General features: G+C 38.9%; 15 protein-coding genes and 1 pseudogene. 5 read left to right on the plus strand and 11 right to left on the minus strand.

Features of this window, described 5'->3' with window-relative positions; translation table 11 throughout:
- Positions 1–50: 50 nt before the first annotated feature.
- Complete coding sequence (locus tag FC14_RS02565) at positions 51–260, minus strand: cupin domain-containing protein (RefSeq protein WP_235804496.1); 210 nt, start codon at positions 258–260, stop codon at positions 51–53.
- Positions 261–730: 470 nt separating this feature from the next.
- On the opposite strand from FC14_RS02565, the gene FC14_RS02570 reads away from it, so the two are divergent.
- The 3 genes and pseudogenes from FC14_RS02570 (at position 731) to FC14_RS02580 (ending at position 3,018) form a co-directional block, all read left to right on the plus strand.
- Entirely contained in the window at positions 731–1,051 is a 321-nt protein-coding gene (locus FC14_RS02570; protein ID WP_056976318.1) for a winged helix-turn-helix transcriptional regulator, read from the plus strand.
- 214 nt (positions 1,052–1,265) lie between these two features.
- Positions 1,266–2,219: pseudogene (locus FC14_RS02575) on the plus strand (DASS family sodium-coupled anion symporter); the annotation flags it as partial.
- A gap of 73 nt (positions 2,220–2,292) precedes the next feature.
- Positions 2,293–3,018, plus strand: coding sequence for an alpha/beta hydrolase (locus FC14_RS02580; protein WP_420890256.1), 726 nt, complete (start codon positions 2,293–2,295; stop codon positions 3,016–3,018).
- A 39-nt stretch (positions 3,019–3,057) separates the two neighbouring features.
- Here the strand turns inward: FC14_RS02580 and FC14_RS02585 are convergent, their stop codons facing one another.
- On the minus strand, positions 3,058–3,702 hold the full coding sequence (locus tag FC14_RS02585; protein WP_056976320.1) for a hypothetical protein: 645 nt from the start codon (positions 3,700–3,702) through the stop codon (positions 3,058–3,060).
- A gap of 192 nt (positions 3,703–3,894) precedes the next feature.
- Between FC14_RS02585 and FC14_RS02590 the strand changes: the two genes are divergently transcribed.
- Together FC14_RS02590 and pnuC are read left to right on the plus strand one after the other, a co-directional pair.
- Positions 3,895–4,215, plus strand: a complete 321-nt coding sequence (locus FC14_RS02590) for a DMT family transporter (RefSeq protein WP_056976322.1) — start codon at positions 3,895–3,897, stop codon at positions 4,213–4,215.
- Positions 4,216–4,368: 153 nt separating this feature from the next.
- Positions 4,369–5,085 carry a nicotinamide riboside transporter PnuC gene (gene pnuC, locus FC14_RS02595; RefSeq protein ID WP_056976324.1) on the plus strand — a complete coding sequence of 239 codons (717 nt, stop codon included), beginning with the start codon at positions 4,369–4,371 and terminating at the stop codon, positions 5,083–5,085.
- 72 nt (positions 5,086–5,157) lie between these two features.
- On the opposite strand, the gene FC14_RS02600 is transcribed toward pnuC, so the two are convergent.
- The 9 genes from FC14_RS02600 to FC14_RS02640 all read right to left on the minus strand — a co-directional run bounded on the left by FC14_RS02600 (position 5,158) and on the right by FC14_RS02640 (position 12,621).
- The gene (locus tag FC14_RS02600; protein ID WP_202813002.1) at positions 5,158–5,682 is read right to left on the minus strand and encodes a YgjV family protein; all 525 of its coding nucleotides are present in this window, start codon (positions 5,680–5,682) and stop codon (positions 5,158–5,160) included.
- A gap of 187 nt (positions 5,683–5,869) precedes the next feature.
- The gene (locus FC14_RS02605; RefSeq protein ID WP_056976326.1) at positions 5,870–7,930 is read right to left on the minus strand and encodes a BglG family transcription antiterminator; all 2,061 of its coding nucleotides are present in this window, start codon (positions 7,928–7,930) and stop codon (positions 5,870–5,872) included.
- 26 nt (positions 7,931–7,956) lie between these two features.
- The gene (gene deoC, locus FC14_RS02610; protein ID WP_225440791.1) at positions 7,957–8,601 is read right to left on the minus strand and encodes a deoxyribose-phosphate aldolase; all 645 of its coding nucleotides are present in this window, start codon (positions 8,599–8,601) and stop codon (positions 7,957–7,959) included.
- A gap of 55 nt (positions 8,602–8,656) precedes the next feature.
- Entirely contained in the window at positions 8,657–9,262 is a 606-nt protein-coding gene (locus FC14_RS02615) for an AAA family ATPase (RefSeq protein WP_056976330.1), read from the minus strand.
- A 23-nt stretch (positions 9,263–9,285) separates the two neighbouring features.
- Positions 9,286–10,122, minus strand: a complete 837-nt coding sequence (locus tag FC14_RS02620; RefSeq protein ID WP_056976332.1) for a class II fructose-bisphosphate aldolase — start codon at positions 10,120–10,122, stop codon at positions 9,286–9,288.
- A 20-nt stretch (positions 10,123–10,142) separates the two neighbouring features.
- Positions 10,143–10,550 carry a tetratricopeptide repeat protein gene (locus tag FC14_RS02625; RefSeq protein ID WP_056976334.1) on the minus strand — a complete coding sequence of 136 codons (408 nt, stop codon included), beginning with the start codon at positions 10,548–10,550 and terminating at the stop codon, positions 10,143–10,145.
- Positions 10,551–10,566: 16 nt separating this feature from the next.
- Positions 10,567–11,856: a PTS sugar transporter subunit IIC gene (locus FC14_RS02630; protein WP_056976336.1), complete on the minus strand. Its 1,290-nt coding sequence runs from the start codon at positions 11,854–11,856 to the stop codon at positions 10,567–10,569.
- Between the two features lie 13 nt (positions 11,857–11,869).
- Complete coding sequence (locus FC14_RS02635) at positions 11,870–12,169, minus strand: PTS sugar transporter subunit IIB (RefSeq protein WP_056976338.1); 300 nt, start codon at positions 12,167–12,169, stop codon at positions 11,870–11,872.
- A 5-nt stretch (positions 12,170–12,174) separates the two neighbouring features.
- On the minus strand, positions 12,175–12,621 hold the full coding sequence (locus tag FC14_RS02640; protein ID WP_056976340.1) for a PTS sugar transporter subunit IIA: 447 nt from the start codon (positions 12,619–12,621) through the stop codon (positions 12,175–12,177).
- Positions 12,622–12,812: the final 191 nt, after the last annotated feature.

A 12,812-nucleotide genomic window follows, 5' to 3' on the forward strand; every position in this document is an offset into this window, starting at 1 on the left:
CTTATATCAAGAGAATAGAGAATTTTTATGCTCTTTTTTGCTTTCAAGTTTCAGTTCACATTTTTTCCATCAAGCAAAGCAGTACCAGCCCCATTTAAAATGCCATAAATTTCTTCATTAGCTTTATGGTAATGCGAAAAAGGAACGGAGGTTCCAGCTGGTAAGGTATTGATACTAATCTCAGCTCCAGTAAGATTTAAAATATCGTGCAGTTCAGTTCTAGGTATATCAGTTACAGTAATTTTTTTGAAATTTTCCATGATTTATTCCTCCAATAATTAAACTTGCTACAAGTAATAGAATAATACTAAATATATTCCGCAACTAGTACGCACTTTTTTGTAAGTATCTACTCTCGTAATAAGTAACAAAAGGGGACTAAGGAACAGAGTAATCTAGTTTTAAAACGGACTAAACGATTAATTGAGACAACTTTTTCAATGCTCACTTCAGTAGTAAGTGAATATACTTATGCTCGGAGGTTGGACGGATTACGAGCTCACATTGAATCTATGGCTCATAATCTAGAAATTTTAGGTAATAGCCAAACTAGCAATTCGCGTAAGTATATGTAATGCTAAATAAAAAGAGGTTAACAAGTAATTTTTTCAAGTTTATGTAGTTGATATATTGTTTTGTTGATTATTATCCATGGAAATTGTAATATTTTATATGTCATTCAAATTAATAGTTATTTTAAATGAAAAGAATTGTATAATAGGTGAATTAATTGAAAAAAAAAAGTGAGTTACCAGATTGTCCGATTGCTACTACAGTAGATTTGATTGGAAGTAAATGGAAGTTATTAATTATTCGTAATTTAATGAAAAAGAATTGGCGCTTTAATGAACTACAGCGTTCACTTGATGGAATTTCTCAAAAGGTGTTAACTGATAGTTTACGACAACTATGCGAAGATGGGATTATTTTTAGAAAGGATTATCAAACTAAACCGCCTAAAGTAGAGTATGGTATGACTGATTTAGGCAAAGAATTGTTACAAGTACTAAAGGCAATGGAAAAGTTTGGTGAGTATTACAAATCATTATAAGTCTGGACTTGTTTGTCTAAGGCTGTTACGGGGACAGTTGAATCCCACAAGATACATAACCATGCTCCCGATTAGGCCGACTGTGATTTGAATGAGCGTAAGAGTTCGGTCACCTTGCACTTGACAAAGCTGGCCCAGCCGTAGTCATCCGAACCAGGGAAAACTACCAAACAATCCGATTGATTTTAGCTAAGACTTACTGCTCAGTAGCCACATCAAGTCGCTTTCGCAGTCATTTGGTTCTGACCCTAAGGATGGAACTGCCAGCAAAATCGGATCCTTTTTAATCTTTGCCGAATATCACGGCGACATGATTACCGCCGCCATGTTTATGACCGCAATGGCAGGTAACCCCTTGGCCCAAACCTTAGCCAAGAGTAACGGGGTCACCATCAGCTGGATGGACTGGTTTTTAGGGGCGCTGGTCCCTGGTTTAGTTTCCCTAATCGTCGTTCCCTGGTTGATTTATAAGTTGTATCCGCCAGAAATTAAGGCCACCCCGAACGCTAAGGCCTGGGCCAAAGACCAACTGGCTCAAATGGGGCCTATCAGCCTGCCCGAAAAAATTATGGCCGTCATTTTTATCTGCGCCTTAATTTTGTGGATTACTGGCTCTTTTCTAGGCATCGACGCTACCTTAGCCGCCTTTTTAGCCCTCGCCTTGCTGCTCACCGGGGTCTTATCCTGGCAAGATGTCTTGGCAGAAAGCGGGGCCTGGAACACCCTCACCTGGTTTTCCGTCCTGGTGATGATGGCCGGTTCCCTAAGTAGTTTGGGCTTTATTCCCTGGCTCAGCAAGGTAATTGGCAACTCCCTAAGTGGCTTGAATTGGTTTTTAGCACTGGTGCTTTTAATTGGCGCCCTCTTTTATTCCCACTACCTTTTTGCCAGTTCCACCGCCCACATCACCGCCATGTACGGGGCCTTTTTGGCGGTAGCCTTGTCCCTCAAGGTGCCACCAATGCTCGCTGCCCTCTTATTGGCTTACTTTGGAAACCTGATGAGTTCGACCACCCACTATGCCTCAGGTCCGGCCCCAGTCTTATTTGGGTCCGGTTACGTTCCCCAAAACAAGTGGTGGTCACTTAACTTTATCCTGGGAATTTTTTACCTGGTCGTTTGGATTGGCTTAGGTTCTGTTTGGCTGAAAGTCTTGGGAATGTGGTAACACCAATTTATACTTACGTCTTACTTTTTATGGCTGTTATAATTAATTTACCTCACTAGAAAGGGTGAATTAAGTGACACCAACTCCAAAACGCAAACGTTACCTGTGGGGATGTTTGCTGACACTGGCAGTCCTGATTGGCTTAGCTGGAATAATTCTCCACGTAAAGACCTACCAACCCACTGCCAGCGCTAACCAAGCCAGTCAAGCTGCGACAGTTAGCAAAAATGTGACCACCTTTAAGGCGAAAAATAGCAAGCTGACGGTCGTTTTTTATCCCGGTGGCTTGGTTGAGCCCGCTAGTTATTCCAACTGGGCTAGCCAACTTGCCCAGGCGGGCTATACCGTCAAAATTGTCCACTTTCCTTTAAATCTAGCGGTGCTTGCTCCTAATCAAGCTAAAAAAGTAGTCGGTCCCCACGAGCAATACGTTATCGGTGGGCACTCACTGGGGGGAGCCATGGCCGCCCGCTACGCCGCTACGGCAGATAAAAAGAACTTAAAGGGCGTCTTTTTACTAGCCGCTTACGCCGACCAAAAGGGCCGCCTCGACCACAGCAAGCTGCCGGTCCTCTCAGTCACCGCTAGCCGTGACGGCGTCTTGAATTGGTCCCACTATGAGGCTAACAAAAAGTACCTGCCAAGGGATACGACTTTTATGACCATTAGCGGGGGCAACCACGGTGGTTTTGGCTCCTACGGTCACCAACAAGGTGATAAGGCCGCCCACATCTCTAATGCCACCCAGCAACAGCAAGTCGCCCACCTGCTTATTAAGTGGCTTAAGCGCATTAACTAAAAACCAGCTAGCAGTTGTCAGCTCAACCGCTAGCTGGTTTTAAAATGTAGTCAAAAAATCAGTGACCGCCTCTTGGTCCATTAAGTTTAAAGCAACTTCCTTAGCAGCTTCGTCCTTAGTTAACAGCAAGTTCTTAACCCGCTCATAACTGGCAGGGTAGTCATTACTTCCTTCCGCGGTAAATGTTTGCTTACGGTCCTGGTAGTAACAGGTCAGCGACCACTGGGTCCCATCTAAGATTTGCGGGTTAAAATACTCACGTTGCCAGTCTTCTAAGTGACAGGCTTGCACCGCGGTTAAAAACTGCTTGCGCTCTAGCTGGTTAACCAGGCAAGGAGTCCCTTCTATTAGCGAATGAGGTTGTTGTAGCAAGACCACTTTTTTTGGCAAAATCACCGCTAACCCCGTCGCATAATCACCCGGATACCCACCCACACTGAAGCGCAGTTCCTTAAGCTTAGGCCAGTTAGCTAAAAAGGTCCGTCGCCGTTTTTCATCCTGACGTGCTAGTAGCTCTAACGGGTCACGCTTGGTTTGCTGCTGGTAAGTAGCTATTAATTCGGCCAACTCCTTTTTTAAAGGCGCCGTTTGGGTCTTAAAGAATTCGTCTGCCTCCATTCGCTCTAGCTGCTGCTTACAGGCCCTGATTTCAGATAATAGTTGCTTTAACTTGGCATTGTTCATCTAGTTTTCCTCCCCTAATTAAACTCATCTTTATTATACTACCCATCCTTGCTTGCCTTAGCTAATTTTGCTATACTGACACTAATTTACAGCCAACTTCCGCCGGGAAGTATTATTAGGAAAGCCACCCGTTTCGTTAGGCCTTTGCAGAAACGGGGGACTTTCCCTTTTTGTTTTGAAGGAGGATTTTTTATGGCCTGGATCTCTTTACTTATTGCCGGCTTATTTGAAGTAGTGTGGGCAACCGCCATGAAACTCAGTAACGGCTTTAGCCACCTACTTTGGACGCTAGCCACCATCATCGGGATGACCATTAGCTTTGGCGGACTTGTGCTTGCTACCAAACACCTGCCCATCAGTCTGGCCTACCCCATTTGGACCGGGATTGGGGCCGTTGGCTCCGTTATCATCGGCGCCCTCTACTTCCACGACCAGCTTAGTCCCTTAACCTGGATCTTTGTTGCCTGCCTAATTGTCTCAATTATCGGCATCAAGCTCACCTCAGGCCACTAAGTGCCCCCACCCACGCTTGTTATTAATGGGTGGGCTTTTTTTACTAACTGATATCCAAATTTATTTTTATGTAAAAAATACTTTTATTTATATAAAAATAGTGTTACACTTGTTTAAAAGTATTTTTTACTTTAATCAGAAGGAGGAATCGTTATGATTTCATGGTGGCATGACCAACTTTTTAGTAACTGGAAAAAATTTGAAATTGGCTACATTAGCCTCTTACTCGCATTACAAGTCGGCGTCTACTTGCTTGCCCCTGATAGCTGGATTGGAATGTTTTCTGGAATTTTTGGAACCCTCTGTTTGATCTACGGGATGAAGGGGCGCAAGGTCTCCTTTATCTTTGGCTTCTTTCAGTGTCTAGCTATGACCTACGTCGCCTGGATTAGCCACGCCTATGGTTCATTTGCCATGGATATTTTCTATGTCATCTCCCAACCAATCGGCTGGTTCTTATGGGAAAAATCCAGCCTCACCAAGAGCTTACCTAAAAAGCAACGCCAGTTGTTATTTGGCTTTGCCCTGCTAGCCTGGGGCATTGGTTGGTGGCTACTAAGCCTCCTCCACGGCCAACTGCCTTACTTTGATTCCATCAACTTCGTTGTTAGTTTCATCGCCCAGATCCTATACATCTGCAAGTTCCAAGAAAACTGGTCCCTGTGGATTATCGTTAACCTAGCCAATATTATCTACTGGGGCATCCTAGCTTACCAACTACTGGTTGGCGCAACTAACATCGGGACTTTTGGCGCAGCCCTCTCTCAGGTTGCCCTCCAAGCAGCCTTGCTCTTCAATTCGCTCTACGCTACCAAAGTCTGGGCCAGTGGTGAAGCTGACTACGAAGGCGGTACTAGCAAGCAAAACTAAGTTTCAATAAAAAGCACTTGTCAACTGTAGTAAGTTAAACCAACAGTTAGCAAGTGCTTTTGCTTGTAAGCTTTAATTTTCCACCCGGTCTAAATTCTTCCAGCCATAACGCCAAATCGAAAGCAAGACCGAAATTGAGGTCGCCAACTCGTCAAAGATCCCGGCCCAGGACCCAACCGCCACATCATAAATTATCCACAGTGGCGAATTTACGGTCAGCCCCACCATCCGAATCTTGCGCGGATTATGGGTGTAGCCCCCAATCGTGGCCGCAATGTTAGCCACCACCGGCAAAGTTGACCACCAGTTAGCCCAGGTCACATACAGTGTCAGTAACTGCAAGCAGCAAATGAGGCCACACATCCACTGACTGCGCAAAAAGGCCACCCGACTCCCTAAACAAAAGGACCGCACGGTATTTAGGACATAACTCACGCCCCCCGTTATCGCTCCCAAGAGCAACAAGTGGGTCGTATAAAACAAATAGGATGCAAACTGCATCTGAAATAACTTCTTATTGTCCCGGCACTGGTAGGACAGGAAAAAGACAATCGTCCCCAAGAACCCCACTGCCTGAATCAAGACAAACTTCGTCACGATAACCCTTCTCTCCTCGATTTCCAAGGAAACATTATACCCTATTGGGGATGGGGTGACAAATTAATCTTATCGTTGCTTATGAGTAAAAAGTATTCTAAGAAAACATAATAATTCTTAGAATACTTTGAAATATATCAAACCTGGAAATCCACTTCATTTTTCAGACTGCAATCTAAATTTGAAATTAAATATTGAAATATAGATATTGGTAAATTTCATTTCTATCACCAATATCAACAATTGCTTGTACCTTCTCCTTACTTCTAGCAATAGACACAATTTCCGAAAGGGCCTTACTATGTTCTTCACTAGTACCTGGTGCAAGTACAAAAACAAGTTTTACTACTGATCCATCACTTAGGGGAATACCTTTCTTAGAAATAACCAATGATAACCCTGTTTTTAACACCCCATCTTGTGGTTCAGCATGAGCTAAGAAAACACCGTTAGATAAGTGCATATAGTTGCCGTATTGACTAATTAACCTATTAATTTCCGACAAGTAGTCCTTTGTCACAACGCCCTTTCTTTCCAGTACTGAAGTACCTTCCTCAATAACTCTTTGAATTGTACTTTCCTTTGAAAAAATAATATCATTTTGCGACATTAAATCTACAATTCTTAATTGTTTAGAGTTATCCACCTTGTTATTGCTTTCTGGAGAAATCATGGATGTAAGGGCGTCCTTTAAGGCCGAATAATCTTTGATGTCGGCATAACTTGAAATAACGTCCATGATGTCAGCAATTCCCGTGGTTGTTTCCGACATTTGATATAACCTTGTTACATAAGTATTCAATGCATCTGAAACTATCCCTTTATCCTTTTTGGATAAAATAGCATTTATTTGTCTAACAGGTAATGAAAAATCATTACTATTAATGGGCGTGGTAGTTAATATTAGCTTGGCATTTAACGCCCCATGTAAATCACGAATTTTATAAAGTTCTCTAATTTCCAATGGCGGTGAAAAGTGTATTGTTGGATAACTTGCGGCTAGTTCATTATGAAGAATCGCTGAGGTTCCAATTCCACTTGAACAAACAATAAGAACATCGCTGGCTAAAGCATTTTTTAATTTTTCACTTGGCTTTTCAAGAAATGAATCACTATAATTTATAGCCCCTAAATATAAGCTAATCAATGCTATTTCGCTATCTGGCAGTTTTTTCCCAAGAAATTTTTCTAATGGTCTGCATGCAACTTTAGTATATTTAATTATTTCGGAATATTTAGTCCTTATTCTTTCTATCTCAGATGAGTAAAATGGAAAATCCAATTTAGTCCTAAAGTAGGTTGAATATAAATGATTCTTTAACATCTTTAGCAATATTGGATTCATATTTATCGGAGAAGTGGTCACTTGAATGAAGCGAAAAATAATTTCCCGACTAAGATTTTCGAATTGTGTATCTAAACTATCATCCGAAACATCGATATTTAACGCTTGTGAACTTGCGATTATCTCTCCCAGTAACTCAGCTTCTCCATCAAGAAATTCAATATTAGGGAAAATTTTGTCTAATGTATCTTTCGATATTGGTAAAAAGTCTTTAAGCCCTAAAGAAGCTAACCTTCTATCAACTGACTTAACTACTTTTCCATTAGTTACTCTATAAGTCATAAATTTCATATAATTTGCTATATGGTTAATAGTTTTTTCAGTCAAGATAACATTGAGCTTTTTAGCTAACAATCGAACTACTATCTTATAATCTTTGTCATACTTCAACTTCTGTAGTTCTGCCATAATTATTGGATCTTTAAGCTGAATGTATTTGAGAACTATTTTCCTTATCTCTTTCTCGTTAGAAATTAAAAATTTCCCTTTATTCGTATTAGTAAGCTTTAGAGTTGGATTTTCACTTTGAATTACCTTGAAATCACTTATGATTGTATTTCGAGTACAGTTATATTCAAGAGCCAACTTATTTATTGATATAATTTTACCATCGACCAACTCCCAAAGTTCCTTACTTATTCGCTCTTTCTTTGTTAATTTATCAAACTTTTGGTGTTCTTTTAAACCATGTGAATTAGGAAGTGATTTCAAATGATATCCTAATCGAGGTGTATTAGTAATTTCTTCAAAGCCATTGTCGAGTAAATAAGAATTGATTTCCTTTAGACGATTAAAAACCGTCCTCCTCGAAATATTGAAATGTTGCATTAATTCTTCTAGTGTAACATAACCAGGTGAATCACTTAGATAATTCAGTAGCTCTTGTGTCTTTCGATTAAGCAATTACAACACGCCTCCCTGGATATTTTTTACTGTGTCACTATTTTTACACTTGAACTTGTTCCAATCCTCGTGGCACCTAGCCTTACAAGTTCATTGGCAAACTCAGCTGAATGTATTCCCCCCGAAGCTTTAATTGCAATATTATCCCCAACAATTTCCTTGATAATTTTTATATCGTCAATTGTTGCTCCCCTAGTGGCAAAGCCTGTTGACGTTTTTATGAAATCTGCACCCGAATTCATAACTAATATACTAGCTTTTTTTAATTCGTCTTCCGTTAATAAAGCGGTTTCTATTATCACTTTTATAAGTTTATCATTTTCATGTGCTACATTCACCAATATATCCAATTCTTTTTTTATATACTCAACATCTTTGGATTTAAATTTACCAATATTCCAAACTATATCTAGTTCATCAGCTCCATCATTAATCGCAGTTTGCATTTCTGCTTTTTTAGCTGTTATTGTTGTAGCACCTAAAGGAAAGCCTATCACTGTCGCAGTTTTTATTTCTGTATCTGCTAACTCTTGATGTACCATAGAAACCCAACATGGATTTACCATAACAGAATAAAATTCATATTTCTTTGCTTCCGCTACTACCTTTAAGACGTCATCCTTACTTGCATCTGCTTTTAAGATGGTATGGTCTATTATTTTATTTAGCATTACAATCCTCCTTGTAATATAAAAGTAAACGACATCCATCAATGCCGTTTACTCCCTAACCTATTAGTGAATTAATCTCTCGTAATACTCCCTCATAATCGGCTTTCGAAAAATCTGATACATCAAATTTTATTAAATATCCCAGACGAAAGTCATTGTAGCCACGTTTCTTATTAAAATCGAGATATTCTTTTTTAGACTTCATTATCTCAATTTTACTTCTATCTTTAACCACATCACCACGGTGATAGTGAGTCATTAGGTGTCCTAAATGTCTACTTTCATCTTTATCTCTAGACTTTTGGCGCTCATACAGCACATCATCAGCAGCATACATAGACACTGTAATATCAAAATACCCATACTTTTGACTAAGTCTTTGCAACTCACTATATTGTTTATCGCTAAATGGATAATCCGATATAATCGATTTTCCTAAAGTCATAAATTCTTCAACTTTTTGAAAGAAAAGGTACAATGCGTTGTCATCTATCACTTTTTTCTCATCTAAGTTGTCAAATCCTATCTCATCATAGAGGCGTTCTTTGAACACATCTACTGATGTTGATTCAAAGTTATCATTTCTAGCCATAATCATATTTTTAAAGTATGTTTTTCCAGTCCCGGGTGGACCTGCTAATAAGATTAGTGCTTTTTTCACTTTAATTACCCTCTGCCCTAGAATTATTTATTCATGAACAACTCAATTTTATGCGCAACAATTTCACTTACGGCATCATTACATGGAACAATATTATTTCTCAATGAGGTATTTACTTCTGTCTGTGCAAACATTTCTTGAGCTTTTCTAGTCCAGGCAACCAATAACTCTGTACCAACATTAAATTTTCTAATGCCGTTATTAGTTAACCGATGATAATCTTCTTCTTTAACACCCGTTCCACCATGAACAACCAAAGGTTTATCAATTTCTTTGTGCAATTCTTCCACTAACGGAAAATTCAATTCTGTTTTCGATTTAAACTGACCATGGTGCGTACCAATACCAACGGCTAATGCATCAACATCACATTCTTCAATAAATTTCCTTGCATCTTCAACTTTAGTATATTGTCCTTCTGCAACTGTAACGCCTTCTTCCGTGCCGCCGATAGTACCAATTTCTCCTTCTACAGATACACCACGTTTATGTGCATAATCTACAACACGTTTAGTCTTAGCAATATTCTCCTTAAATGGCATCAAAGATCCATCAAACATTACTGAACTATAACCAGCCTCAATTGCATCTTCAATATCATTTAAGTCACGAGCATGGTCTAAATGTAGCACTACGTCAACACATTCTGATTCCGCCATCCCTTTGCAAACGCTCACGAAATTACGCATACCAACATAGCGTGCAGTAGCAACTGAAGTTTGAATAATAATTGGAGAGCCTTTTTCTTTAGCTGCTCTAATCATTCCAGGAACCATCTCTAAATTATGAGCATTAAATGCACCAACAGTATAATTTTGTTTTGTTGCTTCTGTTAAAACTTCTTTTAAGGTTTTGTACATAAATCTTCATCTCCAAAATATTAACGTGACCGCATAATCTTCTTTGATTGTGCTAATAAGTCATCTGTTTTCTTTACCCAATATTGAATCTGTGCATCATCTTTATTAAATGCAGCTTCTTTTCTCTTTTCGTTATATAGCTTTGTTAAACCATCAAATGCAGGTCCAAAAGCTTCTTTAATTTTCAAACTCTCCTCAAAATTCTTAATAGCCTCATCATTATTTCCAATTTTTTGGTTTTGAATCCCCAAGTTATTTAGAATATCAGCCTTTTCATCATCAGACACTGCTGAGTCTAATTGTGCATTTAACTCAGTTATGCTTGTTTCAATTAACTTCTTTTCTTCATCTGTTAATTGTATTTCCTGTTTTGGAACGTTCTTTTTAGAATCGCTATTGCTCCCAAATAGCTTACTTAGAAATGACATTGTATATCACCACCGCTTAAATCGCTTTCATAATTGGTCCGATAATCCATGCATAGAAGAGACATGCAGAAATTGTATCTACGTCTGTCGCTGTAGAATCTGCAAAGCCCATACTTGCTAATACACCTACAAGAAGTGCTGGGAGTAACGTAATAAATAATCCATGGACAACACCGCCGATAATTGCACCACGGCGTCCACCAACAGCGTTACCAAAAATACCTGCAGTACCACCAGCAAAGAAGTTAGTAACCATCCCTGGTAAGATAACAGCTAACCCCAAAATTGGGAAGAAGAACATACCGATAACAGTACCAATTGTAGTTGTAATGAAACCTACAATAACTGCATTTGGTGAGTATGGGAATAAAACAGGACAGTCCAATGCAGGAATTGAATCCGGAACAAGTTTCATAGCAATACCTCGGAAGGCTGGAACAATTTCACCAAGTAAGAGACGAACACCGGCAAGTAATACGTAAACACCTACAACAAATTGGATTGATTGTAAGAATGCATAAACCATATAATTTACATCACCAGCACCTTGACCAGCCCACTTAGGACCTGCAAATGCAGCTGTAATCAGATAGAGTGGAACCATAACAACCATTACTGATAAGTATGTATCTTGTAAGAACTCCATACTCTTAGGTAACTTAATTTCTTCAACTGAGTGTTTCTTTTCACCACGTTCACCGAATAACCATGCTGCACCGGCTTCTACCATGTAACCGATAGTACAGAAATGACCTAACGCAATCGAATCGTTTCCTGTAATTTTACGAACAATAGGTTGTGCGATTGCAGGCATTGCAGTAGCAAAAGTACCCCCAACTACACTACCAACTAAGATGTTAGTAATACCATTAAAGCCTGCAAAGTGTCCACCAATGGTACACATTGTGGCCATCCATAATAATGCTTGACCTGTAAGGAACACATACTTCCACTTAGTAAAACGAGCAATGAGAATATTTACAATAAAAATACCTAATAGAGTTAGTGCAATTTGGTTTCCTAAACCAAGTTGATTCATTGCTTGTCCATTAATTGCCTCAATTGAAGGAATAAGGCCTTTAGTGTGGAACCCATGTTTAAAAATGATGGCAAAGTAAGCTAAACTAGCTTGAATAATACTAGAACCAGCCGATAAAACTTCGAAACCTAATAAAGTTTTAAACGTTCCACTCAGAACTTGACCGATAGATTTCTTTTGCAAAATAAGCCCTAGAAAAGCAATTAACGAAATTGTAACCGCTGCTTGAGTTAAAACGTTTTGCACGATAAAGTCAATGATTTTCATCTATACACACCTCCTATTGAAGTTCTTCAATTACCGGAATTAACTTTTCTTCAATTTCTCCCTTATCCACTATATTGTGTAAAAATACCAATTTAATACTTGGATCTAATTGAAATTTATCAAACTGTGTTGCAAAATTTTCTGCCGATACAATAATATCTGCATGTATTCCTGAAACTGATGAGATTGAATCGTGTTCTAATCTTTCATCAAAACCTTTAGCTCTTAAAACGTCTTCTGCAGTCATCTGACACGCTAAACTAGATCCTAGTCCAGCTCCACAAATAAAATAAATAGTTAAGCGTTTAGCCATTTTAATCACTCCTCGTTAAATAATTTACTTACTAATTCTTCTTTAGTTTCCGATTTAGATAACTCTTCTATTCTACCTGGTTTATACAATAGACGAACAATAGCTTGCATTACGTCCAAATGAGAATGACTATCAACCGCAGCTAAACAGAAAATAATTTTTACTGGATCATTGTCCACACTTCCAAAATTAACTGGTGTCTTTAAGGTCGTGATAGATAGACCTAATTCATTTGCTCCATCCTCTGGCCTTGCATGCGCCAAAGCCAATCCTGGACCAATAACAATATAAGCTCCAAACTTGATAACCGACTCAACCATAGCGTTAACATAGTCTCTAGTAATTACACCTTTTTCCAGTAATGGTTGAGCCGCTACTTCAATTGCCTCCTTCCAATTATCTACGTCTACCCCAAGTTGGATATTATCAAGGCTGAGTAATTCTTTTATCATAAATCCACCTCCATCCTCTTTTGAAATCCCTTACATTATTTATTTTAAAGATTTATATATTTTGCAAAAGTGCAATTCAACCAAAATAGTTAGTGCAATTTGGCTACTACTTTTTTGCACTAACTTTAGTGCAATTTTTTAAAATATTTTATCGCCTATTTTAGAATTATTCTTCATTAACCACAAATAGT

It is taken from the genome of Ligilactobacillus agilis DSM 20509 (assembly GCF_001436215.1).
GTDB classification, from domain to species: Bacteria; Bacillota; Bacilli; order Lactobacillales; family Lactobacillaceae; genus Ligilactobacillus; species Ligilactobacillus agilis.

Excerpts from the sequence above, each read along its gene's own strand:
- FC14_RS02565 (WP_235804496.1), bottom strand. The coding sequence starts at position 260 with ATGGAAAATTTCAAAAAAATTACTGTAACTGATATACCTAGAACTGAA.
- FC14_RS02585 (WP_056976320.1), bottom strand. The coding sequence starts at position 3,702 with ATGAACAATGCCAAGTTAAAGCAACTATTATCTGAAATCAGGGCCTGT.
- FC14_RS02590 (WP_056976322.1), top strand. The coding sequence starts at position 3,895 with ATGGCCTGGATCTCTTTACTTATTGCCGGCTTATTTGAAGTAGTGTGG.
- pnuC (WP_056976324.1), top strand. The coding sequence starts at position 4,369 with ATGATTTCATGGTGGCATGACCAACTTTTTAGTAACTGGAAAAAATTT.
- deoC (WP_225440791.1), bottom strand. The coding sequence starts at position 8,601 with ATGCTAAATAAAATAATAGACCATACCATCTTAAAAGCAGATGCAAGT.
- FC14_RS02620 (WP_056976332.1), bottom strand. The coding sequence starts at position 10,122 with ATGTACAAAACCTTAAAAGAAGTTTTAACAGAAGCAACAAAACAAAAT.
- FC14_RS02625 (WP_056976334.1), bottom strand. The coding sequence starts at position 10,550 with ATGTCATTTCTAAGTAAGCTATTTGGGAGCAATAGCGATTCTAAAAAG.
- FC14_RS02630 (WP_056976336.1), bottom strand. The coding sequence starts at position 11,856 with ATGAAAATCATTGACTTTATCGTGCAAAACGTTTTAACTCAAGCAGCG.
- FC14_RS02635 (WP_056976338.1), bottom strand. The coding sequence starts at position 12,169 with ATGGCTAAACGCTTAACTATTTATTTTATTTGTGGAGCTGGACTAGGA.
- FC14_RS02640 (WP_056976340.1), bottom strand. The coding sequence starts at position 12,621 with ATGATAAAAGAATTACTCAGCCTTGATAATATCCAACTTGGGGTAGAC.